We start from the raw sequence: 24,531 nt of genomic DNA, 5'->3' as shown, positions 1-24,531 counted from the left end.
GCAATGTAACTACCCTTATAGGGCCTGAGAGACTATAAAACTCAATTCGCGTTAAAATAATACCAGTGACTATGTCTCCACACCTATGCAATTATTTCTTTACTGCGGCTTTAAGGATCTCGATCATCTGTTCCTTCTTCATATCAGCTTTCGTTGAAATACTATAATAGTATTTACCGGTACCATACCAGAACACGTATTTTGGTGTATTCGGGTCTGGAGCTTTTTTTCTTTTCTTATCATAGGGATGTTCATAAACGAAACCTTTCAACTTGAGATAGTTCCCACTCGCCGTATACTGATTAATAGTCAACTCGTCTTTCCCGTTCGTATAGGTTAAATGGGCTCTCCCGACTTCTGTCCAATCCATCTTTTTGGTGTACACGATTTCCCCACTCTTTTTAGCCTCTTCCAGCAAATCATCGAAAAACTTTCCCTCGAATGGTATTTCAATTCGCGCGCTGACAAATTTATATCCTTCTGGCAGATTGGAGGGCTGCTGCAAGACGGGATTATTGAACTGGGTAATTCTTTTAGCGTAATCTTCATATGTAGTAAATCGATTCCCTTTATAATCGCTGAAAGGACGAAAGGGAACTCCACTATTTAACTGTCTAAACTTATTAAACACCATAATATAAACATCACTTGGATCTTTAACAAGAGCTTGAACTCTCTTCATCTCACTCTTTATATGCTTCTTCTCCTCTGCCGTCGGTGCCTTTTCTGCTGCTTTTTTAGCCATTGATTGTTGATTCGATGTGGAAAATATCGCTTCTGTCTTCGTACTCGTCACAGAACCAAACAGTAAAATACTGCTCAATGTCGCAATTGCTACTTTTGTTCCCATATTCACTTTTACTCGCCCCTCTCATGTGTTCATTTCACACGCTTATTAACTACATCTGTAGTTGATATTGATATACTACAACTGTAGTTAATTGTTGTCAACCTATTTTTGGGAAATAAATTTAATTTTTTTGCTTCCTAATAACATCACTCGTTCTCCCTCTAAGCCCAGCGTGTCTGTTCAAGGAACAAAAAAAGCCCATTTAGTCCTATTTTGGACTGCATGAGCTTTTACACGAACGCACTATATCGAGCTTATTTTACTTTTTCACAGAAGCTTTCAGTATTTCAATCATCTGTTCCCTCGTCATATCAGAATTCGTTGAAATGCTGTAATAGTATGTACCTGTCCCATACCAAAATACGTACTTTGGAATGTTCGAATCAGGTTCTTTTCTTGTTCGCTTGTCATAAGGTTGTTCGTACTCGAACCCTTTTAGCTTCTGGTATTCAGGACCAGCTGTATATTGATTGAGGATCAGCTCATCCTTTCCATTCGTATATGCAAGCTGAATTGCCGTCTCTTTCCATTCAAACTTCTTGCTGTACACAGGTTTCCCACTCTTCTTACCTTCAGCTCTTAAGTCATCATAGAACTTTAGCGGTATCCTAATCTCCCCTCTAGAAAACTCAAATCCTTCTGGCAAATTTGCAGGCTGCTGTATAGTAGAACTCTCCAAACTAGCAGCTTTATTTATGTAATCCTCATAGGTCGAAAATGTTTTCCCATCCATATCCCCATAAAAGTTAAAACGATGCCCGTTGTTCACTTGCTTATCTTTAAAGTAGATGGCATAGCCGCCACCAGACTCTTTCACCAATGCTTTTACCCGCTTGATCTCGTTATCGATAAACTTTTTATCATGCAATTGGATATTAGCCATACCTACTTCATTATCTACAACTGCTGGTCGCTGAGGCTGCTCTATATGTATGTCCATCCCTTCGGCTTGGGGGGCTTGGGGTATCGACAAAGCATTGCTGCTCGTCTCATCTACCAACGTCACCTTGCTCTTCGCATCTACGAGCGTCACACTGCTAAGCGCAACAATCGTAGCAATGCCGAATACCGACAACTGATATGATTTTTTTCGAAAATGTTTGATCATTAGTAATCTCTTTTTCACTTGCTTATGCGTAGCTGATAGGGCAGCTACTCCTGGCCGATGTTTAGTTCCTGAAAAATACTCCAGTACTTGAATAATCGTCTGCCCATAGACATGGTTTGGCATGGAACCAAGCCGATCCAGCACACAAGCATCACAAGCCATCTCTTGATCCTGTCGTGCTCTACGCAAAGCCAGCCATAGCAATGGATTGAACCAATGTAAAATAAGGACAATGTGCAGTATCCAATTCACCGCCACATCCCAGCGCTTAATATGAGCAAGCTCATGCCCCAAAATATATTGCAGCTGCTCCTGTTTCAAGGAGATAAGCAGCGTAGGCGATATAGCTACTACAGGTTTAAAAAAACCGACCGCAGCTGGCTCAGGCAGATGGCCAGATGCTATAAAACGCACATCCCTTGTCACACCGAATATTCGCTTCGTCTCCTCAAACATTGCTAATAAACGTGGCGAAGTAACCTCACGACCCGCTCGCAGCGCTCGCTTCAAACGAAGCTGATCATAAATCGTCTTTAGCGTAAGAACACATACACCTGCAAGCCAAACCAGCATAAACGTATCTACAACGCTCATATTCCAACTCAACCAAGAGCTGTTATCGCGACTACTTTCCGATTCAAATGGATCGTGAGAACTCAACATAGACGATCCACTCACAATAAAATGGTTATTCTCCGAACGGTGAGAGTTACCGTTATCATACGCCGTCTCTTTTATCCCCTCTGCCTGCCATCTTTTATCTACAGCAGTTGGAGCAATACTTTGCTGCAACTCAGGTTCTATGGCATTGGCAGGCAGCATATTGTACAAGCTAAGCGAAGACTCTGGTGCCCATGGGAGCAGCAAACGAATCACCACAGGCAGCCAGAGCAAATAAGTCCATCTCGCTCCAAGCTTATTTTTCAACAGAAATTGCAGGGTAAGTACAAGTACGACTAGAATGCCAGCCATTATTGATCCACGAATAACCCAATCAAAAATCTCCATTAAGCTTGCATGCAAGGTTGGACTCATTAGTTCTCTCTCTTCCCTTGTTGATCATCGCTTCCAGTTTCATCAAATAAAGCCTTCAAATCCTCAATTTCCTTTGCATTTAACTTTTTATCTTGTAGGAAATTAGCTAGCATCGGTTTCAATGATCCACCATACAGCTTTTTCATAAATGATTTCGTTTCAGAGCGCAAATACTCTTGCTCGCTAATCAGTGGGTAAAATAAATAGCTGCGTTTCGAGCCTTCTTCTGGCTTCGTGCCCGCTGCTTCCTTTTGTACCAGTCGGCTTAACAGCGTTCTAGTCGTATTTGGACTCCAACCCATAAGATCCGCCATTTGATTCACGACCTCACTGGAAGGGCAATTGGGCTTAGCCCACAGTACACGCATCACTTCCAGCTCCGCATCCGTAATGAGTGGTGTTTGTTGTGTCATCCATGAAACCTCCAACATCAAATTAAAAAACCAATAACACTACAGCTATAGTTATATATTGATACTACAAATGTAGTTGTTCGTTGTCAACATGCTTTCTGCCGTAAATGGATTCACGCTAAAATTATGCTACTCAACAGCGGCATTTCTCCCTGAATCTATATGATTTTCCCTGACACTGGAATCATGAATGTAAAAAAGACTGGGACAAAGATAGTAGAACCACTATACCCTTGCCCCAGTCTTTTTTTTCAACTTATACACGTATAGGCTTATAAAAGTTTTATCCTATGCATAGCCAAACGGCATGCGAAAAATCACGAGAATAATATGATAGTTATGCCACGATATCCACGGACACAACTATTTCATAGCCCCATAGTACAAATACTGCTTAGAACTCCCTTTATCCACTTTTACTACCTATTATCTATAATGCCGCTGCCTCATCGCCTCATACAGCAGCACCGTTGTCGCCATAGCAACATTCAACGACTCCGCTTTCCCCTGCATCGGGATAATAACAGACTCGTCTACCAACGACTGCACGTGCGGCGAAACGCCCTTACCCTCATTGCCGACAACGAACCAAGTCGGCTGACGGAAGTCGAAGGAATAGCAAGAGTGCTCAGCTTGTAAGCTTGTGCTTACAACGCATACGCCTTGCTGCTTCGCTTCTGGCAATAGCTCCAACAAATCACCCTCTACGACAGGAAGATGGAACATCGAGCCCATCGTAGAACGAACCGTTTTGCTGTTATATACATCGACCGTTCCGCGGCCAATAAGCACGCCTGTCGCGCCTACTGCATCTGCGGATCGAATAATGGTACCAAGATTACCCGGATCTTGCACACCATCCACAACGACAACCAATGCCTGTTTTGCCTCGAACAGTTGTCTCCAGTTCAATTCAGGCTTGCGCATAACCGCAAACACAGATTGAGGTGTTTCGGCGTCTGTGCACTTGCGTATGACCGCATCTGTAACCGCAATCCATTCAATGGGTTCAGCACTTGCACTTACACTTGCTTCTGTTCCCGTTTCCTTCAAGTAGGAAGTCAATTCCGCAGGCAGCCCTCGCTCCTGATCAAACACAACGCTCTCTACAGGTGCGCCAGAACGCAGCGCTTCTTGTACTAAATGAATGCCTTCGGCGATATAGCGCCCTTCGCGGTTGCGGAACTTCCGATCTTGCAATTGTGCCCACTGCTTCACGCGTGGGTTACTTACTGATGTAATCGTTATAAATGATGTACTCATAATTCCGACAATGCCAACTCCAATTTATTAAGATGATCATTTTGACCGACGATGACCATCACATCCCCTTCACGAAGACGATAATCAGCTAATGGTGAAATATTAATATGCCCATTATTTTTGATCGCCATGATATTGCAGCCGAAGCGTGCACGAATATCCAGCTCAATTAAGTTCTGTCCAACCATGTTTGTCGAAGCACGCATGTCTACAATACTGTGATCGTCAGACAATTCGATATAATCCATAATGTTCGGTGAAATTAAGTTATGTGCGACACGCGTTCCCATATCCCGCTCTGGGAATATGACCTTGTCCGCGCCAATTTTACTCAACACTTTGCCGTGAAGCTCGTTTTGCGCCTTTGCTACAAGCATCGGTACACCGAGGTCTTTCAATATGAGTGTAGTCAAAATACTCGCCTGTATATCCTGCCCAATCGCAACTACTACTACGTCAAAATTGCGTATGCCAAGCGCCTTAAGCGCTTCTTCTTCCGTGGAATCCGCCGACACCGCATGTGTTACCATGCTCGCTACTTCTTGTATTTTCTGCTCACTTGAATCGATCGCCAATACTTCAAAGCCCATTTTGCTCAAGCTGTTAGCAACACTAGATCCAAAGCGGCCCATGCCAATTATCGCATATTGCTTCTTGACTGCCATCGGTTCACCTTCCCGTTCATTTCAGTTACATGCTGCCTTTATTATAACACAGCGTAACAAGGCCTGTCCCAAGCGCTCTGACGTATAGTTTTCCTTTATACAGCCCTCGCATACATGGATCACCGTCAATAAGGTTAAGCTATAAAGGATCATTGCAAAAGGAGGTTGTCCCGTGAACGTACTTATTAACTTGCGCCAAGCTATTATTCAAAAAGTAACGGATAAATCAGATGCAGACATCGAAGATATGATTGTCGGATCAGTGGATGGCGATGAGAGAGCTCTGCCTGGGCTAGGTGTTCTGTTCGAGGTCATCTGGAAACAAAGCAGTGCTGAACAGAAACAGCAATTTATTCAAATTTTGCAGCAAAAGCTCAGTAACTCCCCTTCGTAAAAACTTCCGTATTCGTCGATTAACGATAGGCACGAATAACATACTTTACACCAAGCAAAAGACACGGCATTGCCTTACGCATGCCGTGTCCTGTCTAACTTATATTGATTTCGTCGCGTAAACGAGATGAACCAATTCGCCTAACTGCTCTGCTCCTGTTTCATAACCGTTTGCCCTCCACCAGTCGAGCAGCTTAGAACGATCCGCATAATATTCATCTTCGATCCACCTGATCTCATCCTCTCGTCCCACTTGCTTGAGCATCGTATAATAAGATTCACGATGAGCTTCATTTTCGAACATAACGTCAGAAATAGCTACCCTGCCCCCAGGAACAAGTACTTGGTCAATCTCTTGCAGCGCAATCAGCTTCTGCTCATCCGTCAAATGATGAAGCGCATAAGTTGATACAACAAAATCAAACGTTTCATTTACAACAGGCAAGGCCATCATATTGCCGAGCAGCAGTCTGAACGCCGGCCATTTCTCCCGACAACGATTGAGCATCTGCTCAGACTGATCAATACCAGTCATTATCGCTCCATTCTCCGCACAGCGTGCTGATAAATTTCCAGTTCCGATGCCCAAATCAAGTCCTTTATTTCCAGGCTCGATTCTGGCTTCCTCACAAGCCCGCTCCAAAGCTTTTTTATAATCTGCATGAACGTGATAAGCATCATCCCCAACATTACTTACTTTTTCATCATAATGATCTGCCTGACTATCAAAATTCCATCGATCTTCCCATGCATTGCGCATGGCATCGATGCGCTTTGCTTGTTCTGCCGCTTGTTCCAGCGTCATAAAAAAGATTTCCCCTTCCGTATCTTCTGAAATGTGAATCAATTGGTCCATCTGCTGAACCAGCAGCTTTAGCTGAACAATTTCCTCTACAAATGATTTGCGTCGCCGCATCATATGTATTCTTATCGCTGCCATATCGCCTGCCAAGGCTTTATCCAAACAATTGCGGATCTCTTCTATGGAAAGCCCTAACTCCCGCAGCCAGCTAATTAACCTTAACCGCTCTATATCTTCCACTCTAAATGTTCGGTATCCGTTATCTTCCTTCTGAATAGGCGCCAACAATCCACGTTCTTCGTAATATCGAATCGAGCGTGTACTTATTCCTAACATTCGCGACACATCTTGTATTTTCATAGTGACGTCACCCCATCCATCCTGTCGTTATCACGTGATATATGTATTGTAAACGTTGACGCGACGTCAACGTAAAGCATTAATTTCTATTTTTTTCATAGGTAAAATAAAACGCATAATCCCCTAAGAAATTTACACAATAGCTGTGCCTAATTTATACACGAGCAAAATAAAAAACACGACCTGCCATTTGCAAATCGTGTCTTGTCATTCCTATGTTATTTCTGTTTGACCGCATAAACGATCGAGGTCCATGCATCCAACTGCTCCATATCCGCTTCGTATCCATTAGAACGCAGCCAAGCCAGCAGCTTGGAACGATCCGGATAATCAACCTTGCTCAACTTCTCAATTTGATCCGCATGTCCTGATAGCCTTACCTCTGCATAATAGGATTGACGATGCGCCTCATCTGCAAACATCATATCGACGAGCACGACTCTGCTTCCAGGCACAACAACTTGATCCAGTTCTAGCAATGCAATATGCTGCTGCTCATCAGTCAAATGATGAAGCGCAAACGACGAAACTACAAAGTCAAACGTCTCATTTACAACAGGCAAAGCCATCATATTGCCTAACAACAATCGAATAGATGGCCATTTTCCCCGACAGCGCTCCAGCATCTGCTCTGATTGGTCAACTCCTGTCATGATAGCTCCCTTGGATAAACAACAGGCAGCTAAATTGCCCGTACCGATACCTAAGTCCAGCCCACGATCTCCAGCTTTAATATTCGCAAGTTCGCTTGCTCGCTGCAAAGCTTCGTTATAATTTACAGGACCATGTGAATGCCCATGCGAGTGATTATGATTATGGGAATGGCCCTGCCCATGTGCATGTTCTTGGGAATGAGCGTGGCTATGACCATGTGCATGTCCTTCTGAGTGATCATGACTATGGTGATGAGAATGACCACAACCATGTGATTGACTATGATTATGCGTATTTGCTCCTGCATGATCATGAGCATTTGCTTGTACATGGTCTTGGTGCTCACATGTCGGTGCATGCTTATGCTCAACATCTTTCACTTGTGTGTCATACTGTTTGGCTAAGCTATCAAAATCCCATTTATCCTCCCACGAGTTCCGAGCTTTCTCAACCCGCTTTGCTTGTTCTGCCGCTTGCTCTAATTTCATCGCTAACCATGTCCCTTCTGTATTTTCTGATGTATGAATCAACTGATCCATCTGTTGAATTAACAGCTTCAACTGCACAATCTCCTCAACAAATGCTTTACGTCGCCGCATCATATGAACTTTCATCGCTGCCATGTCTCCAGCCATCACTTCATCTAAACAGCCGCGTATGTCCTCGATAGACATCCCCAGATCACGCAGCCAACCAATCAACCTTAACCGCTCCACATCCTCCTCCCGGAATATGCGATAGCCATTATCCTCCTTCGAAATGGCCCCTAGCAATCCACGTTCTTCATAATAGCGAATCGAACGTGTAGTCATTGCTAGCTGCCGCGACACATCTTGTATTTTCATAGTGACGTCACCCCATCAAAATGTTCCGATAACACGTGTTAGCTATATTGTAAACATTGACGCAGCGTTAATGTAAATCAGGTAATTATTTCTTGTAAATTTGAATATATACGAAAATACAAAAAGAGCTCCTCACCATGACGATGAAGAGCTCTTCTCATTTTAATAACCTACTATATCCGTTAAACGCCTTACGGTGCAGTCTCAAGGAACTTCACATCTGGCATTTTTTCCATTGCTGTACGCATTGCATACTCATTCTCGAACAAGGCAACGAAGTTATCCTTCTTGTCTTTAACGAGCTGTGAATTGATACGGAACTTCGATGGATCGATTTGCGGGCCAACTACCCAACGGGCAAATTGGAATGATAGACGCTGCAATTGCACATCTACCCCATACTCCGCTTTCATACGATGCTCAAATACTTCAAACTGAAGTTGACCAACAACGCCGAGGATCGTCTCATCGAACACACCTGCATTGTGGAACACTTGAATCGTTCCCTCTTCTGTCAGTTGATCTACGCCTTTTTGGTATTGCTTGTGCTTCAATGCATTTTTCACCGTTACACGAGCAAAGATTTCAGGCGAGAACGTTGGCAGCTCATCAAATACAATCTCAGAACCTTGGCTCAAGCTATCGCCGATACGGAAAATACCCGGATCGAACAAACCGATAATATCGCCTGGGAATGCCTCATCCACGATATCACGATCTTGCGCCAAGAACTGCTGTGGCTGTGCCAGCTTAATATCTTTACCAGCACGGACATGCCTTACACTCATACCACGTTGGAATTTGCCTGAGCAAATACGCAAGAATGCAATACGATCGCGGTGCGCTGGGTTCATATTCGCTTGAATCTTGAACACATAGCCAGAGAATTTCTCGTTCGTCGGGTCAACCTCACCACTAGTGGATTGACGCGGCGCTGGTGATGGTGCAAGTTTAAGGAAGTTTTCCAAGAACGTTTGCAAACCGAAGTTGTTGATCGCACTTCCGAAAAATACAGGCGTCAATTCGCCGCGCTTTACTTTTTCATAGTCAAACTCATCGCCTGCTACATCAAGCAGTTCCAACTCTTCGCACAGTTGGTCATGCAAGAACTCGCCAGCCATCTCGCGAATATGCGGATCACGGTAGTCTTCAACCTTCTGTACTTTAATGTTGGAATGATCGTCGCCTTGGAATAGCTCAACCTGATTATTCATGCGGTCATAGACCCCACACAGGCCACGGCCCATACCAATTGGCCAGTTCATCGGCACTGAACGAATGCCCAGCACTTGCTCCAACTCTTCCAAGAGATCGAACGGACTGCGGCCTTCACGGTCTAGCTTGTTAATAAACGTAAAGATCGGAATGCCACGCTTCGCACATACTTGGAACAGCTTAATTGTCTGTGCCTCGACACCTTTAGCAACGTCAATCAACATGACCGCGCTGTCGGCAGCAGTCAATGTACGGTACGTATCTTCACTGAAGTCTTGGTGACCAGGCGTATCCAAAATATTAATGCGGTGTCCATTATAGTCAAACTGCATGACGGAAGAAGTTACTGAGATACCACGCTGTTTCTCGATCTCCATCCAGTCACTTGTTGCATGCTTGCTTGCTTTTCTCGCCTTAACTGTACCTGCAAGGCGAATTGCTCCTCCGAAAAGAAGAAGCTTCTCTGTTAATGTTGTTTTACCCGCATCCGGGTGAGAAATGATAGCGAACGTACGGCGCTTCTCAACTTCTTGCTTTAATTGTTCCGTTAAGGATTTGCTCATTATTTTAGCCCTCTCATCACAAAATCACGTATCTCCTATTGTAACACAAAATAGAAAGCGTCATAAATGGGGCAACCAATTCTTTTTCTTACTTTTCTAATATTCAAATAATATTAATAATGTTATAATGACGGCAATGAAATTTTATAATGGAGGCTGTTCGATATGACACAAGTAACGAATACAACTGTAGTCCAATTATCGGCGCAATCAACGAAGTCTTCACAGTCATCACGTTCAAGTATTACTAATGTGCCTGCCTTATCCAAAAGTAATGCATGTTCAGGAACAAGCCTGTCCCCTAACCTAACTATGTTCTCATTTAATCACGAAGTTATCCATAACTATACAGCTGCTCATGATACTCTTGACCTTGTCATTATTGGTGCAGGGCAGGCAGGATTAGCTCTCGGTGCACGAATGAAAGAAATGAAATCAGCAATGTCCATGCTCATCTTGGATCGACACGCACAAGTAGGAGATAGCTGGCGCAGCCGCTATGATTCCTTGCAGTTATATACACCTCGCAAATACAGCCAGCTTCCTGGCCTTCCACTGTCAGGTGATCCAGAAGGATTCCCCAACAAAGATGAAATGGCCGATTACATGAAGCGCTATGCGGATCATTATGAGCTACCGATTGTAGGAAACTGCGGTGTAACGTCTGTACAACTTATGAATCAAAATCATACAACGAGCACACATAACCTTCAGCCACAACAAGAACCGTTACATGAACTGTCCGCACAGCTACAAACCGCTCTTCCATGCATTGTTGGTAAATTCCATCTCATGATTCATGGATTCGATAAGCCGCTGTGCTGCAAACAACTCGTACTGGCACATGGGGCATTTTCTGCGCCTTTCATTCCCGAATGGGCTCACCATATTAATCCGTCCATTGTGCAAATCCACTCCAACTCCTATTTGCGGCCTGATCAACTGCCCACCGGCAGTGTGCTTGTTGTCGGCGGAGGCAATTCAGGGGCACAGATCGCTGTTGAGCTGTCACGTACGCATCAAGTAAGCTTTTCCGTACGTTCCCCCATACGCCATCTACCGCTTCGAACACTCGGGCGAAGTACATTCGAATGGATGGATACACTTGGTTTTTTACATGCCCCTACAGATAGTTGGCGGGCTCGTTTCCTGCGCAAACAAGGGGATCCCCTATTCGGCTATGAATTAAAAGAAGCACTGGGTGCTGGAAACATTCAATTGATGAGAGCAGCAGAAGCTTGGGACAATGCTTCCAGCTCCGTCGTATTCGCAGACAGCTCTACCATGTCCCCTACTTCAATTATATGGGCAACTGGATTCAAGCAAGATAATGATTGGCTCCAGCTACCTAATTTATGCAATTCACAAAGTCAAATACAGTACCGTGGCCATCATACCCAGATTCCCGGACTATTTGTAATCGGCATGCCATGGCAGCAAGCAAGAAGCTCCGCTCTCATCTGTGGAGCAGGTAGAGACGCTGCGAAACTTGCCGTTGATATTTTGGCGAACAAGTAATCGAACGAATTCACATCAAACTTTATGAACGATCTGTAACTCCCTTGCAAGGATACGCAAAAAAACCCCTGCGAAAAATCACAGGGGGCGAAACCTTTTATCATACTTATTTACCGATCAAGAGCGCTCGTGCTGGAGCAGCTTCAATGCCTGTTAGCTTCAACGGTGCAATGACCATGAAGTAAGTGCCTTGCTCTACTTCTTTGAGGCGCAAACCTTCAACGATAATTACGTTGTTGTTGAACAATGGACGATGAGTCGTATATTCTGGCTGTGCACGTTCGATACCAAGACCATCTGTGCCTACGCCTGTTACACCCAACTCAATCAAATATTGAGCACCATCTTCTGCAAGATAGACGAACTCAAAATCAAACTCTTCCGACAAAGAGTTACGAGTTTTCAGCAGCACCCAGTCACCACGCTGAAGCCCAAATGGCTCCAAATCTGCACGGCCAATACCGCCTTCTACGTGTGTCAAATCAACAACACGCGCATTTCCAACCAGCTTGTCCAAGCCGATCGTTTCAATCGTCTCACCGTTCTCAATCATATGAAGAGGTGCATCGACATGTGTACCACAGTGCACGTCAATATCAATACGGGACTCGTAAGCTTTTGCATTCGAGAAGTTTTGCACATTACGAATAATCGGCTTCTTCTCTTCTTTGTTTTTGTATACTTGTACGTTTTCATCTATTGTCATAGAAATATCGTAAATTTTAAACAACGTTTGTTACCTCCCTTGGCTGATAGGCTTACTTCCACACAACCGTGTCTTCGTCTTGTCCATTTACTGGCCACCAATGGAAGCCATCTTCTGCTAACAACTCATTAGCACGTTCCGGTCCCCAAGAACCAGCAGGATAGAAGTGAAGATCCTCACTCGTCTGCTTCCAAGCTTGAGCAATTCGATCTACAAATGCCCATGCTTCAGATACTTCATCCCAACGAGTGAAGTACGTGGAATCACCACGTGCTGCATCAAAGATAAGACGCTCATAAGCCTCTGGCGTATTGATACCAACGATGCTGCTCTGACAGAAGTCCATCGCAAGCGGCTGAACGCCACCTTCTGATCCTGGCTTCTTCCCGTTGATGCGAACGTAAATGCCTTCCATCGGATTAACGCGAATAACGAGCAAGTTAGGCTCTAAATTATGCTTAGAGCTCAAGTACACTCTGGACGGAATGCTCTTGAATTCTACAACAACTTCCGTTGTCTTTACTGGCAATCGCTTGCCTGTACGGATATAGAACGGCACTCCTGCCCAGCGAAAATTATCTACATAGACGCGCGCACCCAAATACGTTTCCGTTGTAGACTCAGGATTTACCTTGTCTTCTTCACGATAACCGGGCAATGCTTTACCATTGAGTGAGCCAGCGGAATATTGTCCACGGACAACATTTCCAATAACTTCTTCATCGGATTCATAAGTTCGCAAGGATCGTAGAACTTTCACCTTTTCATCCCGAATATCTTCAGGATGCAAGCGGCTTGGCGGCTCCATCGCAATCATCGTGAGCATCTGAAGCATATGGTTCTGAGCCATATCGCGCAATGCTCCCGCTTGATCGTAATATCCTCCACGCTCTTCGACACCAACCGTTTCGGATAACGAAATTTGAACATTCGCAATATGCTTGTTGTTCCATAATGGCTCAAAGAACGCATTTGCAAAACGAATTACTTCAATATTTTGAACCATCTCTTTGCCTAGATAGTGATCAATACGATAAATCTGATCTTCATTGAACACAGAACGAAGCTCTTCATTTAATTGCTTAGCAGATTCCAGATCATATCCAAACGGCTTTTCAATCACTAGTCGTGACCAGCCTTTCGTATCCAACAAGCCACCGTCACGTAAATTGTATGACACTGCACCAAACAGCTCTGGTGCCAATGCTAAGTAGAACAGACGATTGCCAGGGATATGGAATTCATGCTCCAGCTGTTGGGATTGCTGCTGCAATTCACGGAAACCATCAACGTTGTTAATGTCGAGTGGCTTATATTCGAAATGCTTCGCAAACTCATTCCAATCTTCATCCTGCTGCACATCATAGCGACAAAACTCATCAATTGCTGCACGTACATCCTCACGGAATTGCTCTTGCGTACGAGGACGGCGAGCTAAACCAACAACAGCAAAGTTCTTCCCAAGCTTGTCCTCACGGTACAAGCTGTAAATGGCAGGGAACAGCTTCCGGCGGGCCAAATCACCTGTAGCGCCGAAAATATAAAATATCGCACCTTCAGCCAGCATGGTCTCTTGATTGTTCATCTCTGTCATCTCTCTCCATTCCTTAACACTCGTGTATGTAAACCTTCTGTTAAATTCGAATGTGATGCCATTTTAGCATATAACATTCATCTATTCCATATTTCCTAGTATATCTACTTTAATAATTCACTTTAATATTCACCAGCAATTAATGGAGCTCCTAATGTAAGTCTCGCTATCCCTTCCCCTGCCAGCTCATGTACAGCCATTTGCAAATTAGCGACACCGGACTTCATCTTAATACCTTCCCCCATATAATCCGTCTCATACGATACACTGCGAGTACGATTATCTTCATAATGATCTATAGCTTTAGCATGCCCTAACAGCTGCATCTTTCGATGCATTTGCCCCCATATAGAATCTAGTGTTCCTACAGCTTTCGTACGAATTTCACTATTCCACAACACAGAGAGATTATTGGCTTGAAGCGCCTTAAGCAAGTTCTCCCCTTCATCGACAATATACTCCTTACCTTTCAGTTCCACCCCAGTTAAGTGAATAGTAAAGTAAAGCCTTCCATCTTGTTCTGCAAATACAAGTATTTCCCGCTTCCAATTTGAACCTTGGTCATTAGCACGCAACACCTCTTGTCCTCGTTCTTCTCTAGCAACGAATGGTGTTGCAACATGTATACTCTCTTTCCATTTCAACGCTTCCTGTTTCCAATCCTCAGCAGGAATCAAATAACTGCCCTGCATAATGAGCTTCGTTTCATAATTAGACCCGTCACTATGCTGCGCAAGATCCCACAATTTGTTGACTCGCTCTGTAACAGACAGTTGCAACGCATGCCCTGCTTCGTTTGACACGATTTGTCTTGTTTCATTTCCAAACAGTACTCCATCTTTAATTCCAAGTATGATCATAATCGCGACTAATAGCACAATAACGCCACCACTTACGCCTAAATTCCAACTTTTTCGCTTGCTCACTTTGCCTCTCTCCTCCTTGTTACTTAGAAATGTTTATCTAGGTAATCGTCTATACACATCTGACTATGAACGAATAAACTACCTCAGCACTGTATTTTGAAAGGAGGAACTTTGCATGTTACCTATTCAGGTAGATGAAAATGAAATCAAAAAGTATTATGGACGGCCCATTTGCGTCGTTACAAATGATGGTAGACATTATATAGGACGACTTAGCTCTTGCAATGACGGTAAACTGATCTTAAACGAAAATCCGTATCATGCTCAATCTCACAGCAATATCCCGATCCTAACGGACAACCAGCATCCTACTAAATCCGAATATAAAAAGAAAAAGAATACAAACTCAGCACGAAAAAAGAAAGGAACAAAAGGGAAATCAGCATCAGACTCTGACTTTAATCCTAATTTCGACTACGAAATTAGTCATCCCTATAACGGAAATCCATATGGAGAACCATATCCTAATAGTTACCCAGGACCAGTGCCTGGCGGCTTCCCTCCACCTTATCCCTATCCTCCATATAGTGGAGCATTTGGATTTGATTTGGCTGCCATTGCGTTCCTGTTTCTTCTGCTCTTATAATGACCCTGCAATACGTACATTCAGCCGTCAATGGTAGTTACAACAATACAACAGCCCGACGGCATAATGTCGTCGGGCTGTTCATTCTGTCATTATTCAGCTAATCCATTCTTATAGGCATAAATCGCAGCTTGCGTACGATCCTCAACTTCCAACTTAGCTAATATGTTCGTAACATGGAACTTAACCGTCTTTACGCCTATAAAGAGCTCGTCAGCAATATCTTGATTCGACTTGCCTTGTGCAAGCAATCGCATCACTTCCATTTCACGATCGGTCAGTTGCTCATGAGCAGCTTGCGCTTGCTTAGGCTGACGGAAACGATTCATCATCTTGGAGGCCACTTGCGATTCAAGTACAGACTGACCACGTGCTGCCGCTCGGATGGCATCCGCAACCTCATTTGCACGAGAGGTCTTTAGCAAGTAGCTGAATGCCCCTGCTTCAATTACAGGATACATCTTCTCATCATCCAGATAACTAGTAAGCACAATTACTTTACAGTCAGGATATAACTGCAGCAGTTTGCGTGTCGTCTCAATACCATCCATACCATCCATAACTAAATCCATGAGTACGACATCTGGCTTATATTCTTGTGCTAAGCGTATACCATCCATCCCGTTTCCCGCTTCGCCAACTACCTCAATCCCGTCTTCTGTACTTAATACAGCGGCCAATCCAATCCGAACCATTTCATGATCATCAACCAATAGAACTCGAATGTTCTCTGTTCTCTCCATATCCGTCGTCTCCATTGCCATCTGCTTCAATGTCCTCCTTCCAGATCGAATTCTCCGTCACAACTGGTACACGAATCTCAATTCTAGTTCCTTTGCTCGGTGCTGTAATGAACTGTATAGAACCACCCACCTCGTGAACACGTTCTTGCATCGTCCGCAAGCCGTAACTGGTTTGCTTCGAATCCTGCCACTCAAAACCTACACCGTTATCTCGAATCATCAAACGCACATGGTCTTCCCGATTCTGTATTCGAATTTCCATTCGTTCTGCCTTAGAATGACGAAGTGTATTAGACATCGCTTCTTGAATAATGCGGAACAAATGGTTCTCTACACCTTTAAGAAGACGAATATCATCATCCACTTCACATTGAATCTCGATTGGAACCTTCATTTGCAGCTCACGGACCAGTTCCTGAACACCCTGGACAAGTCCTTTACCTTCCAAATGTACGGGTCGTAAATGCAGTAATAAGGCTCTCATCTCTGATTGAGCTACGGAAGCCATCTCTTCAATCAATTCAACTTGACGCTCAGCGCGATCAAAGTCGCGGCTAAGTGTACGCTTTACTGCTGTCGCTGTCATAGATATCGCGAACAGCTGCTGACTAACTGCATCATGCAGCTCCCGCGCCAATCGTTGGCGCTCTTCAATAATAGCTGTTATACGTGCTTGTTCAGCAAGCTGAGCATTGTTCGTAGATAACCGCTGTAACGAAGTAACTTGCTCTTCCCAACGCTCACTTACTCTTCCCAACTGTTCAGCCAACTGTCCAAGCTCGTCTGTCCCTAATTGAGGTATAGGGCGGGATAAGTTTCCCTTTTCTAAGAGCACCATGGATTCGCGCAGCAGCTCAATTCTTCTCTTTGTCTTGTAACCTTGATAAAAAGCGAACAGAATCGTCACTGTACATACAGCGAACAGCGTCCATAATGTCGCAATTACACCTTCCATCCACGTTTCAAATGGTCTTACATATCCTGCTGACTGCAGCATATATACAATGATAAAAAATAAAGCAACGGAAAAGAGAAGTGTCTCCCCGATCGTGCGGAAGACCATGTTTCCTGATTTTTTAGGGTGCATAGCGACCTTCTCTCCCTTCTATCCTACCCTATTATTTTAATGGATTCGAATATCAATATCTCCTACGATGTATGACAAGTTCAACTTAACCTTCTGTTCCGTTAACTCATAGTGCGGGGAACGCCATGTCCATTTATTGAAGAAGCCCGTTTCTTTATTATGTTCTACATCAATATGACCAAATAAAACGGTTGCCTCGATCTCAACACCAATATGATCTGGAATTGTAATATCTACATCACCCATAGCACCTTGGAAAAAAAGAGTCGTTTCAGGTTCATCCAACAACGCTAACGATAAGTCGATATCACTTTCCCCAATTACATGCCACAAGCTTTGGCTTTGTAAATGAAACGGAACACGATCCCATTTTAAGCTGCTAGCAAAACTATGCCGCTTCATCATTTGTTCATGTCGCTGCACAGCACGCATTCGAAAATAAAATACGCCAAATGACAGAAGAGCAATACCTATAAACAGCGCCAGATGCTCAAGAAGCAAAATAGCCCCACCGATAGCGATTAATGTATAGCCAATCTTCACATCCATCGTTCTTACCTTGCGCACTCCAAAAATAATCATAACGAGAGCTAAAAATGTACCGAAGGTAAGAAACTTTCCAATAAGAATGATAACCCCCGCGAAGATGAGCACATAAGCTAGTATTCGATTGTCTGTTTTCATGCCGCACCTCCTGTCATCAATAGTCGGCTCTTTTACGCAACGGCACGAATGGCGATGCATGCTGCATCGCCATTCAGTCTAACTACTACAATATCATATATTTTAAGTGAAGCGAATACGTTTATTCCTTTTTACCAAGCTTTTGCTTAAGAGCAGCCAATTGCTCTTCTACTGCCAACTCTTTAGCTGGATCAGCTGGTGGCTGATAGGAACCAGCACCTTGATATGAGCCGTAAGGAACACGCATTACTTCTGCTTCTGCTTCCAATTGCATAATCTTCTCTTCCATACGGTGGAATCCGCGAGCTGCGCCACCTGCTTCAATCGTATGCAAAGAGCTGATAGAGTTCATTTGCTTGCGAGCTTTTGCCATTTGTGCACGTGCAGCAAGCTCATTGCGCTTGTTGCGAAGCTTGTAGAACTCATCTTTCATTGTGTGCAGTTGGTGCATCAGTTCTTGTGCTTGAGACTGAGCCTGTGCATGCAAGTCACCAAACTCATTCACTTTTTGATCGTAGTACAATTTTTCTTCAAGAAGCTTACGAGCTACTTCTTCTTGACCAGCCTGCAAAGCACGACCCGCTTGTGTCTCACGATCAGCGGAAATACGAAGTGCTTCATCATAGCGGTGCTTAATACGGCGTTCATTTGCCATTTGCTTAGCAACTGTTACCTCTGCTTGATGAATTTCCAATTCCATATCGCGCAAGTATTGATTCAACATCATTACTGGGTCTTCTACCTTATCCAACACTTCATGTACCGATGCTTTAGTCATGTCCTTAATACGTTTAAATACTCCCATTTTACTTGTCCCCTTTCTCGTAACGAGCTAAGCGCTCTTTCAATTGTTCGATTTCGCGTTTCATTGCTTTCTTTTCGATGTCTTCCATCATAGAATCTACAGAAGAACGATTCATACCACCTTGGTTGGAGTGGTTGTAAGACTGTCCTGCAAATTCATTGCCATTACGGTAACCATTTGGCTGTTGTGCACCATAGCCATTAGAGAAGTCTCCGCCTGGCGTATACGTACGGCTGTTATAATTATTAGGCTCATAATAGCCATGTGGACCTTGATTTCCATATGGTCCATACGGATTTTTAGGCTCCTTTGGAACAACAAGCGCTATTAGGAAATAAGCTAGCAACAACGTTCCTCCAGAGAAAACTACACCTAGTACGAACAAGATTCGTATAAAGGATGCATCAAATCCGAAATACTCGGACAAACCTCCGCATAGTCCGCACAATTTCGAATCGCGTGCGGAGCGATAAAATTTCTTTTGCATAGCTTACTCACTCCTTCGAGGTGTTCAACTTCTGCTTCAAACGCTGAAGCTCCTGATCCAGCTTCGACTCGCGTTCAAAGCCCCCGTTGTATCCACCATTCATCCCGCGAACATCACGGATACTGTTCGTTTCCCATTCCATATCATTGACGCGATCTTCCAAGCGGCGGAACATGCCGTTCACTTGTTGATGACCATATTGTCCAATACGCTCATTCATACGCTGTTGTAAATGGATAGTTTGCATACGAGCGATGTAAATTTGGCGCTTATCATATGCAGATTGGAATTCATTCTTAAGTGCTTGCAGTTGAGCTTCAAGTTCCAAAATGGCCTGCTTGCTCTTTTCATACAGCTCCGTGTAGTGAATGACCTTCTCCTCATGCATCATCTTCTCTTGCAAAGCAAGCTTAGCAGCAAGTTCTTCGCCGGCCTTCAATGCAATCAAAGCCTGTTGTTCACGACGTTCACGTAACTCCTCTGCTTGATTGAGTTGACGCTTCATTTGATTCGCATGAACTAAGTATTGGTGGTATAACCTTTCTGCTTCCTCTATCTCATGTCGAGTTTTCATGAGGAAGCTATCAATAACGCGAATTGGGTCTTCGGAACGTTCTAGATGGTCATTCAACGTTGCCAATGTAATATCCCGTACTCGCTGAAATATATTACTCATGCACTTGGTACCTCCTTTGTGCTAGTTATACAGTTTTCATCATGGTGTGAGTTAATATCGGTAGTCGCGTCGATTTTTTAGCATCTTTACACCAAATCCAATCATCGCGATTGCGATAATTAAACCAATGAACCAAGCTAATTCGCCAATTAAGGAGAAGGCACCGATAATAATAAACAACCCACCGAAGAATCGATTGCCGGCTTTCACACCATAATAACCAAGAGCGATCAATGCGATAGGAATTAAGTACTCCATCAAACCGCCAAGCAACCATCCTAGCTTACTTAGCAAGATAATTCCTCCGATACCTATCAGAAGCAGGGCTATCGTGTTTCCTTTTCTCTCCATGTAATTCGTCACCACCTTTCTGCGTCGTTTGCTTATGTCTTTATTTTAGGTTGTTTACCAACGATTCAAAACAGGCTGGGGACGGTATTTGCACCTAGACTCAAGTCGGGGAACCTCACCAACCTGCGATAGGCTCATCTCCCAAACCTAGCAACGGCCCTTATGGCAGTATGCCGTAAGGGCCGCTCACAACTGCTGCAAATCTTACATTCTACTCCCTAAACATGTCTATTTCATCATACATGTACTGCTTACTTCTTTATTTCTAAGATATAGTTCTAAGATGTAGTTCTAAGATGTAGTTCTAAGATCTATTTCTTAGACCTTAGGTCTCATGGGCCTTCAACCTTAGAATTGTCCTCAGAAGTAACAGCGATAGTTGTATCAGGAAGTTTAGGTTGCTGTTTATGCTGTTCGAACAATCCACTGTCAGCATTTGGCCCATCTGTTAGACGCTTTACAATTTTCTCAATATCGAGACCAGATACATCTTTAAGCATTTGTGGGGCTGTCGCCATCAGCTCAGTAACATAGTTACTAACACGTGCTGCGCCTTCTCCTTTGCCAGTATCAACGACCGTCAACTTATCAATCGAGCGAATAGGATCAGCAATTCGACCCGCCAATTCCGGTAGCATCTTCATCACGATATCCAATACCGCAGCTTCTCCAAACTTCTCAAATGCTTCCGCTAGTTTCTGCTTCGCCTCTGCTTCAGCAAGACCACGCAAGCGAATCACTTCTGCTTCTGCTGTACCACGTGCACGTTCTGCATCTGCATGCGCCAAGCCATCCAAACGCTTCTGTTCAGCATTCGCCTTAGCTTCTGCTTCGATTCGATACTGCAATGCATCAGCTTCGAGCACTTGGCGCGCCTTCTCTGCCTCTGCCGCCTGAACAACAGCATAACGTTCTGCGTCCGCCTTCTTTTTCATTTCCGCATCGTACTGTTTTTCCCTACGTAATATTTCTTTTGCTTCGAGATCAATTTCCCGTTCTCTACGAACAATTTCAACCTGCATCTGTTCTTCCACAACCGTCTGCTTCGAACGAGCTTCTTGAATATGATAGGCTTGGTCCGCTTCCGCTTTAGCGGTATCCTGCTCTCGTTTGAAGGCTGCAATTTTCAACTCTTTCTCTTTGGATGCCTCAGCAACATTCGTATCGCGCAGCAGTTCGGCCTTCATCCCCTGCTCATCTGCATTCGCTTTTTGAATACGAGCGTCCCTCACCGCCTCAGCCTCAGCGACTTCAGCATCACGTTTAACTGCTGCAATACGCGGCTTTCCTAACGCCTCTAAATAGCCATGCTTATCCCTTACATCCTTTATCGTAAAGGAAACAATTTGTAGACCCATCTTCTTCAAATCTCGAGCAGCAACAGCTTGCACTTCTTGAGCAAATCGATCGCGATTGCGGTACACTTCCTCAACCGTCATGGAACCAAGTATCGCTCTAAGATGTCCTTCCAGCACTTCTTGTGCCTCACTTTTTAATGATTCGGTTGGCTTACCTAGGAATTGTTCTGCTGCAGTCGCTATATCTTCTACAGAGCCCCCCACCTTAATAATAGCCACAGCATCTGTCAACACAGGAACTCCTTGTTCTGTGTATACTTCAGGTGTAGTAACATCTAGTTTATGAGATAATAATGATAGAAATTGTGCCTGTTGAAAAATAGGGATGATGAATGCTCCACCGCCACGAACGATTTTCATGCTGCGTCCGGATTCATCCTTACTTACATTTTTAGTGCCGAGATAAGATCCCGTTACGATCATTGCTTCATCTGGACCCACTGTTTTGTATCTAGCCCAGAAAGCTAAAGCAATAACGACAAGTACCCCTACTACGATAAGTGGGATGAGAAACACATCATTCATACAATCTCTCCTCTTTTCAATTATTGATAAACAACCTTGAGCGCTCAGTCTAAAAACTGTATATATCTGACCCTATAAGCGCTGCAGTTCTTCCATAGGAGAAACATAGGCCGTATGATCTCGAACGTCGATAATGACTACTTTCGTGTAAGAAGGAATATCAATACCATCGAACGATGCCGCTATTTGATTAGTAGCACCTGTCTTGGAGTGAATAATGATTTCACCAAAACCTTGTGAAGGAACCGGAGTATGAACTTCTGCTATGCTCCCAATAAGGTCATTCAGAGAGAAAGCAATAGAGTGTTCACTCTTTGCTATCGACTTTAAGTAAAAGAAGTACATGATAGTGGAGACCACAACTGCAGCACATAAAGAAAGCACAAATATAAGCCATGGTAATAAACCTGAGTAACGTGTAAGTAAAATGCCAGATGCACCTAACGAAGTAAGCCCACCGATTAGAACAGCAGGTTGTAGAAAAGGAATATGTATAACCTCACCGATTGCGGCATCCACATCTCCAAATAATAATGTAATAGCAGCATAGAGAATGCCTAGAATCAATAAACTCCAATATAGAACTTCCATAGCCTCACTCCTTTGTTTTTTTAAACTAAAGCAGCGGTACAGATGAGCTAGTAATATAAATATGAAGGATATACAACACAATACGGAGCAGCACAAAATAAGTTTCAAAATATGGAAGTAAATAAGAAATAAGCTACATAGACACAAAAAAACCCTTGAGTATACCTCAAGAGTTGAACTTGTTAAATATGGTGCCGGTGAAAGGACTCGAACCTTCACGGTTTCCCTCACGATTTTGAGTCGCGCGCGTCTGCCAATTCCGCCACACCGGCATATTTAGTTATAAATGGCGCGCCCTAAGAGATTCGAACTCCTGACCTTTTGATTCGTAGTCAAACGCTCTATCCAGCTGAGCTAAGGGCGCTCAAGCACATAACAAGTAAAATGGAGGCGCCACCCAGACTCGAACTGGGGGTAAAGCTTTTGCAGAGCTCTGCCTTACCACTTGGCTATGGCGCCTTATGGAGCGGAAAACGGGATTCGAACCCGCGACCCTCGCCTTGGCAAGGCGATACTCTACCACTGAGCTATTTCCGCATTAAATGGCTGGGGATATAGGATTTGAACCTATGCATGACGGAGTCAAAGTCCGTTGCCTTACCGCTTGGCTAATCCCCATTAGATAATTTGGGGCGACCGAGGGGAATTGAACCCCCGAATGCCGGATCCACAAACCGGTGCGTTAACCACTTCGCCACGATCGCCAAATTTCTAAATATTAACTTCTTTTGAAACATTCTGGCAGGGGCAGCAGGAATTGAACCCACACTAACGGTTTTGGAGACCGCTGTTCTACCTTTAAACTATGCCCCTATAATGGTGGAGGCTGATGGATTCGAACCACCGAACTCGTAGAGAGCAGATTTACAGTCTGCCGTGTTTAGCCACTTCACTAAGCCTCCATAATGGTGCCGGCGATAGGAGTCGAACCCACGACCTACTGATTACAAGTCAGCCGCTCTACCAACTGAGCTACACCGGCGTATTAAACTTTAATGGTGGTTCGGGACGGAATCGAACCGCCGACACGAGGATTTTCAGTCCTCTGCTCTACCGACTGAGCTACCGAACCTAACTATAAAATCATTCATTCCAACTACTCGTCGTTAGTTAAAATGGCGGAGCTGACGGGATTCGAACCCGCGGTCTCCTGCGTGACAGGCAGGCATGTTAGGCCTCTACACCACAGCTCCACGATAGGAATAAAAGATATTTGGTTGCGGGGGCAGGATTTGAACCTACGACCTTCGGGTTATGAGCCCGACGAGCTACCGGACTGCTCCACCCCGCGATGTTTATGGTGGACGCTGACGGGATCGAACCGCCGACCCTCTGCTTGTAAGGCAGATGCTCTCCCAGCTGAGCTAAGCGTCCATATTATTTTCTGGTTTATTTCCCAGCGACTCTTATATCTTATCAAGTTTCGCTTCGTTTTTCAACCATCAATTTTTACCATTTCATTTTATTGAAAGTGGTGACCCGTAGGGGATTCGAACCCCTGTTACCTCCGTGAAAGGGAGGTGTCTTAACCCCTTGACCAACGGGCCGCATTCTGGCGGAGAGAGGGGGATTCGAACCCCCGAGACGCTTTTGGCGCCTACACGATTTCCAATCGTGCTCCTTCGACCAACTCGGACATCTCTCCATAATGGCTCCCCGAACAGGACTCGAACCTGTGACAACTCGATTAACAGTCGAGTGCTCTACCAACTGAGCTATCAGGGAATA

23 protein-coding genes and 16 tRNA genes are annotated in these 24,531 nt (G+C 44.2%); 3 read left to right on the top strand and 36 right to left on the bottom strand.

The window, feature by feature from the left end; genetic code table 11:
• Positions 1-91 precede the first annotated feature (91 nt).
• The 5 genes from H580_RS0106170 to H580_RS0106150 form a co-directional block, all read right to left on the bottom strand.
• Positions 92-850 (bottom strand): hypothetical protein, encoded by a 759-nt coding sequence (locus H580_RS0106170; RefSeq protein ID WP_036604792.1) that lies wholly within the window; start codon positions 848-850, stop codon positions 92-94.
• Between the two features lie 259 nt (positions 851-1,109).
• On the bottom strand, positions 1,110-2,993 hold the full coding sequence (locus H580_RS0106165) for a M56 family metallopeptidase (RefSeq protein WP_028594000.1): 1,884 nt from the start codon (positions 2,991-2,993) through the stop codon (positions 1,110-1,112).
• Entirely contained in the window at positions 2,993-3,406 is a 414-nt protein-coding gene (locus tag H580_RS0106160; RefSeq protein ID WP_028593999.1) for a BlaI/MecI/CopY family transcriptional regulator, read from the bottom strand. The genes H580_RS0106165 and H580_RS0106160 overlap by 1 nt, the downstream gene beginning before the upstream one ends.
• Before the next feature lie 426 nt (positions 3,407-3,832).
• Complete coding sequence (locus H580_RS0106155) at positions 3,833-4,669, bottom strand: TrmH family RNA methyltransferase (RefSeq protein WP_245583504.1); 837 nt, start codon at positions 4,667-4,669, stop codon at positions 3,833-3,835.
• Positions 4,666-5,334, bottom strand: coding sequence for a potassium channel family protein (locus tag H580_RS0106150; RefSeq protein WP_028593997.1), 669 nt, complete (start codon positions 5,332-5,334; stop codon positions 4,666-4,668). The genes H580_RS0106155 and H580_RS0106150 overlap by 4 nt, the downstream gene beginning before the upstream one ends.
• A 172-nt stretch (positions 5,335-5,506) precedes the next feature.
• Between H580_RS0106150 and sspI the strand changes: the two genes are divergently transcribed.
• Positions 5,507-5,728: a small acid-soluble spore protein SspI gene (gene sspI / locus H580_RS0106145; protein ID WP_028593996.1), complete on the top strand. Its 222-nt coding sequence runs from the start codon at positions 5,507-5,509 to the stop codon at positions 5,726-5,728.
• 99 nt (positions 5,729-5,827) lie between these two features.
• Here the strand turns inward: sspI and H580_RS0106140 are convergent, their stop codons facing one another.
• The 3 genes from H580_RS0106140 to H580_RS0106130 form a co-directional block, all read right to left on the bottom strand.
• A complete protein-coding gene (locus H580_RS0106140; protein ID WP_028593995.1) occupies positions 5,828-6,889 on the bottom strand; it encodes a MerR family transcriptional regulator in 1,062 nt (353 codons plus the stop codon).
• Between the two features lie 218 nt (positions 6,890-7,107).
• Positions 7,108-8,388, bottom strand: coding sequence for a MerR family transcriptional regulator (locus tag H580_RS25395; protein ID WP_051217290.1), 1,281 nt, complete (start codon positions 8,386-8,388; stop codon positions 7,108-7,110).
• Positions 8,389-8,579: 191 nt separating this feature from the next.
• A complete protein-coding gene (locus H580_RS0106130; protein WP_028593994.1) occupies positions 8,580-10,166 on the bottom strand; it encodes a peptide chain release factor 3 in 1,587 nt (528 codons plus the stop codon).
• 165 nt (positions 10,167-10,331) lie between these two features.
• Between H580_RS0106130 and H580_RS0106125 the strand changes: the two genes are divergently transcribed.
• Positions 10,332-11,684, top strand: a complete 1,353-nt coding sequence (locus H580_RS0106125) for a flavin-containing monooxygenase (protein WP_051217289.1) — start codon at positions 10,332-10,334, stop codon at positions 11,682-11,684.
• Positions 11,685-11,790: 106 nt separating this feature from the next.
• Here H580_RS0106125 and H580_RS0106120 read toward each other — a convergent pair whose 3' ends face one another.
• The 3 genes from H580_RS0106120 to H580_RS0106110 all read right to left on the bottom strand — a co-directional run bounded on the left by H580_RS0106120 (position 11,791) and on the right by H580_RS0106110 (position 14,910).
• Positions 11,791-12,414 carry a cyclase family protein gene (locus tag H580_RS0106120; RefSeq protein WP_028593992.1) on the bottom strand — a complete coding sequence of 208 codons (624 nt, stop codon included), beginning with the start codon at positions 12,412-12,414 and terminating at the stop codon, positions 11,791-11,793.
• Between the two features lie 28 nt (positions 12,415-12,442).
• The gene (zwf, locus tag H580_RS0106115) at positions 12,443-13,984 is read right to left on the bottom strand and encodes a glucose-6-phosphate dehydrogenase (protein ID WP_028593991.1); all 1,542 of its coding nucleotides are present in this window, start codon (positions 13,982-13,984) and stop codon (positions 12,443-12,445) included.
• Between the two features lie 122 nt (positions 13,985-14,106).
• The gene (locus H580_RS0106110) at positions 14,107-14,910 is read right to left on the bottom strand and encodes a YwmB family TATA-box binding protein (RefSeq protein WP_028593990.1); all 804 of its coding nucleotides are present in this window, start codon (positions 14,908-14,910) and stop codon (positions 14,107-14,109) included.
• 115 nt (positions 14,911-15,025) lie between these two features.
• Between H580_RS0106110 and H580_RS0106105 the strand changes: the two genes are divergently transcribed.
• A complete protein-coding gene (locus tag H580_RS0106105) occupies positions 15,026-15,496 on the top strand; it encodes a hypothetical protein (protein WP_028593989.1) in 471 nt (156 codons plus the stop codon).
• Between the two features lie 92 nt (positions 15,497-15,588).
• On the opposite strand, the gene H580_RS0106100 is transcribed toward H580_RS0106105, so the two are convergent.
• The 25 genes from H580_RS0106100 to H580_RS0105980 all read right to left on the bottom strand — a co-directional run bounded on the left by H580_RS0106100 (position 15,589) and on the right by H580_RS0105980 (position 24,528).
• The gene (locus H580_RS0106100) at positions 15,589-16,254 is read right to left on the bottom strand and encodes a response regulator (RefSeq protein WP_028593988.1); all 666 of its coding nucleotides are present in this window, start codon (positions 16,252-16,254) and stop codon (positions 15,589-15,591) included.
• A complete protein-coding gene (locus H580_RS0106095; protein WP_028593987.1) occupies positions 16,202-17,326 on the bottom strand; it encodes a sensor histidine kinase in 1,125 nt (374 codons plus the stop codon). Before H580_RS0106095 ends, H580_RS0106100 begins: the two co-directional genes overlap by 53 nt.
• A gap of 36 nt (positions 17,327-17,362) precedes the next feature.
• Positions 17,363-18,010: a cell wall-active antibiotics response protein LiaF gene (gene liaF / locus H580_RS0106090; RefSeq protein ID WP_028593986.1), complete on the bottom strand. Its 648-nt coding sequence runs from the start codon at positions 18,008-18,010 to the stop codon at positions 17,363-17,365.
• 121 nt (positions 18,011-18,131) lie between these two features.
• Positions 18,132-18,815, bottom strand: coding sequence for a PspA/IM30 family protein (locus tag H580_RS0106085; RefSeq protein ID WP_028593985.1), 684 nt, complete (start codon positions 18,813-18,815; stop codon positions 18,132-18,134).
• A 1-nt stretch (position 18,816) separates the two neighbouring features.
• Positions 18,817-19,302: a PspC domain-containing protein gene (locus tag H580_RS0106080; protein WP_028593984.1), complete on the bottom strand. Its 486-nt coding sequence runs from the start codon at positions 19,300-19,302 to the stop codon at positions 18,817-18,819.
• Between the two features lie 7 nt (positions 19,303-19,309).
• On the bottom strand, positions 19,310-19,978 hold the full coding sequence (locus H580_RS0106075; protein ID WP_028593983.1) for a PspA/IM30 family protein: 669 nt from the start codon (positions 19,976-19,978) through the stop codon (positions 19,310-19,312).
• A gap of 51 nt (positions 19,979-20,029) precedes the next feature.
• On the bottom strand, positions 20,030-20,329 hold the full coding sequence (locus H580_RS0106070; protein ID WP_028593982.1) for a LiaF transmembrane domain-containing protein: 300 nt from the start codon (positions 20,327-20,329) through the stop codon (positions 20,030-20,032).
• 332 nt (positions 20,330-20,661) lie between these two features.
• Positions 20,662-22,212 (bottom strand): flotillin lipid rafts scaffold protein FloT, encoded by a 1,551-nt coding sequence (locus H580_RS23530; RefSeq protein WP_036604767.1) that lies wholly within the window; start codon positions 22,210-22,212, stop codon positions 20,662-20,664.
• Positions 22,213-22,284: 72 nt separating this feature from the next.
• Positions 22,285-22,803, bottom strand: a complete 519-nt coding sequence (locus tag H580_RS0106060) for an NfeD family membrane protein (protein ID WP_028593981.1) — start codon at positions 22,801-22,803, stop codon at positions 22,285-22,287.
• A gap of 189 nt (positions 22,804-22,992) precedes the next feature.
• Positions 22,993-23,075: transfer RNA gene (locus H580_RS0106055), tRNA-Leu, on the bottom strand.
• Positions 23,076-23,090: 15 nt separating this feature from the next.
• Positions 23,091-23,167 (bottom strand) — tRNA-Arg (locus H580_RS0106050).
• A 21-nt stretch (positions 23,168-23,188) separates the two neighbouring features.
• Positions 23,189-23,262 (bottom strand) — tRNA-Cys (locus H580_RS0106045).
• Between the two features lie 3 nt (positions 23,263-23,265).
• Positions 23,266-23,340 (bottom strand) — tRNA-Gly (locus H580_RS0106040).
• 6 nt (positions 23,341-23,346) lie between these two features.
• A tRNA-Gln gene (locus H580_RS0106035) sits at positions 23,347-23,421 on the bottom strand.
• 10 nt (positions 23,422-23,431) lie between these two features.
• Positions 23,432-23,507 (bottom strand) — tRNA-His (locus H580_RS0106030).
• Positions 23,508-23,542: 35 nt separating this feature from the next.
• Positions 23,543-23,616 (bottom strand) — tRNA-Trp (locus H580_RS0106025).
• A 4-nt stretch (positions 23,617-23,620) separates the two neighbouring features.
• A tRNA-Tyr gene (locus H580_RS0106020) sits at positions 23,621-23,705 on the bottom strand.
• Positions 23,706-23,709: 4 nt separating this feature from the next.
• Positions 23,710-23,785, bottom strand: a tRNA-Thr gene (locus H580_RS0106015).
• A gap of 14 nt (positions 23,786-23,799) precedes the next feature.
• Positions 23,800-23,875: transfer RNA gene (locus tag H580_RS0106010), tRNA-Phe, on the bottom strand.
• 44 nt (positions 23,876-23,919) lie between these two features.
• A tRNA-Asp gene (locus tag H580_RS0106005) sits at positions 23,920-23,996 on the bottom strand.
• Between the two features lie 21 nt (positions 23,997-24,017).
• Positions 24,018-24,094: transfer RNA gene (locus H580_RS0106000), tRNA-Met, on the bottom strand.
• 7 nt (positions 24,095-24,101) lie between these two features.
• Positions 24,102-24,177: transfer RNA gene (locus tag H580_RS0105995), tRNA-Val, on the bottom strand.
• Positions 24,178-24,275: 98 nt separating this feature from the next.
• Positions 24,276-24,350, bottom strand: a tRNA-Glu gene (locus H580_RS0105990).
• Between the two features lie 6 nt (positions 24,351-24,356).
• Positions 24,357-24,448, bottom strand: a tRNA-Ser gene (locus H580_RS0105985).
• Positions 24,449-24,452: 4 nt separating this feature from the next.
• A tRNA-Asn gene (locus H580_RS0105980) sits at positions 24,453-24,528 on the bottom strand.
• Between the last annotated feature and the right edge of the window lie 3 nt (positions 24,529-24,531).

This window comes from Paenibacillus assamensis DSM 18201, from assembly GCF_000422445.1.
GTDB lineage: Bacteria > Bacillota > Bacilli > Paenibacillales > Paenibacillaceae > Paenibacillus_B > Paenibacillus_B assamensis.
Note: the sequence above shows the minus strand (reverse complement) of the source record. Positions and strands in the feature narration are given on the sequence as shown.

What these genes read in the sequence shown, in the direction of transcription:
- H580_RS0106170 (WP_036604792.1), bottom strand. Translation starts at nt 850, where the DNA reads ATGGGAACAAAAGTAGCAATTGCGACATTGAGCAGTATTTTACTGTTT.
- H580_RS0106165 (WP_028594000.1), bottom strand. Translation starts at nt 2,993, where the DNA reads ATGAGTCCAACCTTGCATGCAAGCTTAATGGAGATTTTTGATTGGGTT.
- H580_RS0106160 (WP_028593999.1), bottom strand. Translation starts at nt 3,406, where the DNA reads ATGACACAACAAACACCACTCATTACGGATGCGGAGCTGGAAGTGATG.
- H580_RS0106155 (WP_245583504.1), bottom strand. Translation starts at nt 4,669, where the DNA reads ATGAGTACATCATTTATAACGATTACATCAGTAAGTAACCCACGCGTG.
- H580_RS0106150 (WP_028593997.1), bottom strand. Translation starts at nt 5,334, where the DNA reads ATGGCAGTCAAGAAGCAATATGCGATAATTGGCATGGGCCGCTTTGGA.
- H580_RS0106140 (WP_028593995.1), bottom strand. Translation starts at nt 6,889, where the DNA reads ATGAAAATACAAGATGTGTCGCGAATGTTAGGAATAAGTACACGCTCG.
- H580_RS25395 (WP_051217290.1), bottom strand. Translation starts at nt 8,388, where the DNA reads ATGAAAATACAAGATGTGTCGCGGCAGCTAGCAATGACTACACGTTCG.
- H580_RS0106130 (WP_028593994.1), bottom strand. Translation starts at nt 10,166, where the DNA reads ATGAGCAAATCCTTAACGGAACAATTAAAGCAAGAAGTTGAGAAGCGC.
- H580_RS0106125 (WP_051217289.1), top strand. Translation starts at nt 10,332, where the DNA reads ATGACACAAGTAACGAATACAACTGTAGTCCAATTATCGGCGCAATCA.
- zwf (WP_028593991.1), bottom strand. Translation starts at nt 13,984, where the DNA reads ATGACAGAGATGAACAATCAAGAGACCATGCTGGCTGAAGGTGCGATA.
- H580_RS0106105 (WP_028593989.1), top strand. Translation starts at nt 15,026, where the DNA reads ATGTTACCTATTCAGGTAGATGAAAATGAAATCAAAAAGTATTATGGA.
- H580_RS0106100 (WP_028593988.1), bottom strand. Translation starts at nt 16,254, where the DNA reads ATGGAGACGACGGATATGGAGAGAACAGAGAACATTCGAGTTCTATTG.
- H580_RS0106095 (WP_028593987.1), bottom strand. Translation starts at nt 17,326, where the DNA reads ATGCACCCTAAAAAATCAGGAAACATGGTCTTCCGCACGATCGGGGAG.
- liaF (WP_028593986.1), bottom strand. Translation starts at nt 18,010, where the DNA reads ATGAAAACAGACAATCGAATACTAGCTTATGTGCTCATCTTCGCGGGG.
- H580_RS0106085 (WP_028593985.1), bottom strand. Translation starts at nt 18,815, where the DNA reads ATGGGAGTATTTAAACGTATTAAGGACATGACTAAAGCATCGGTACAT.
- H580_RS0106080 (WP_028593984.1), bottom strand. Translation starts at nt 19,302, where the DNA reads ATGCAAAAGAAATTTTATCGCTCCGCACGCGATTCGAAATTGTGCGGA.
- H580_RS0106075 (WP_028593983.1), bottom strand. Translation starts at nt 19,978, where the DNA reads ATGAGTAATATATTTCAGCGAGTACGGGATATTACATTGGCAACGTTG.
- H580_RS0106070 (WP_028593982.1), bottom strand. Translation starts at nt 20,329, where the DNA reads ATGGAGAGAAAAGGAAACACGATAGCCCTGCTTCTGATAGGTATCGGA.
- H580_RS23530 (WP_036604767.1), bottom strand. Translation starts at nt 22,212, where the DNA reads ATGAATGATGTGTTTCTCATCCCACTTATCGTAGTAGGGGTACTTGTC.
- H580_RS0106060 (WP_028593981.1), bottom strand. Translation starts at nt 22,803, where the DNA reads ATGGAAGTTCTATATTGGAGTTTATTGATTCTAGGCATTCTCTATGCT.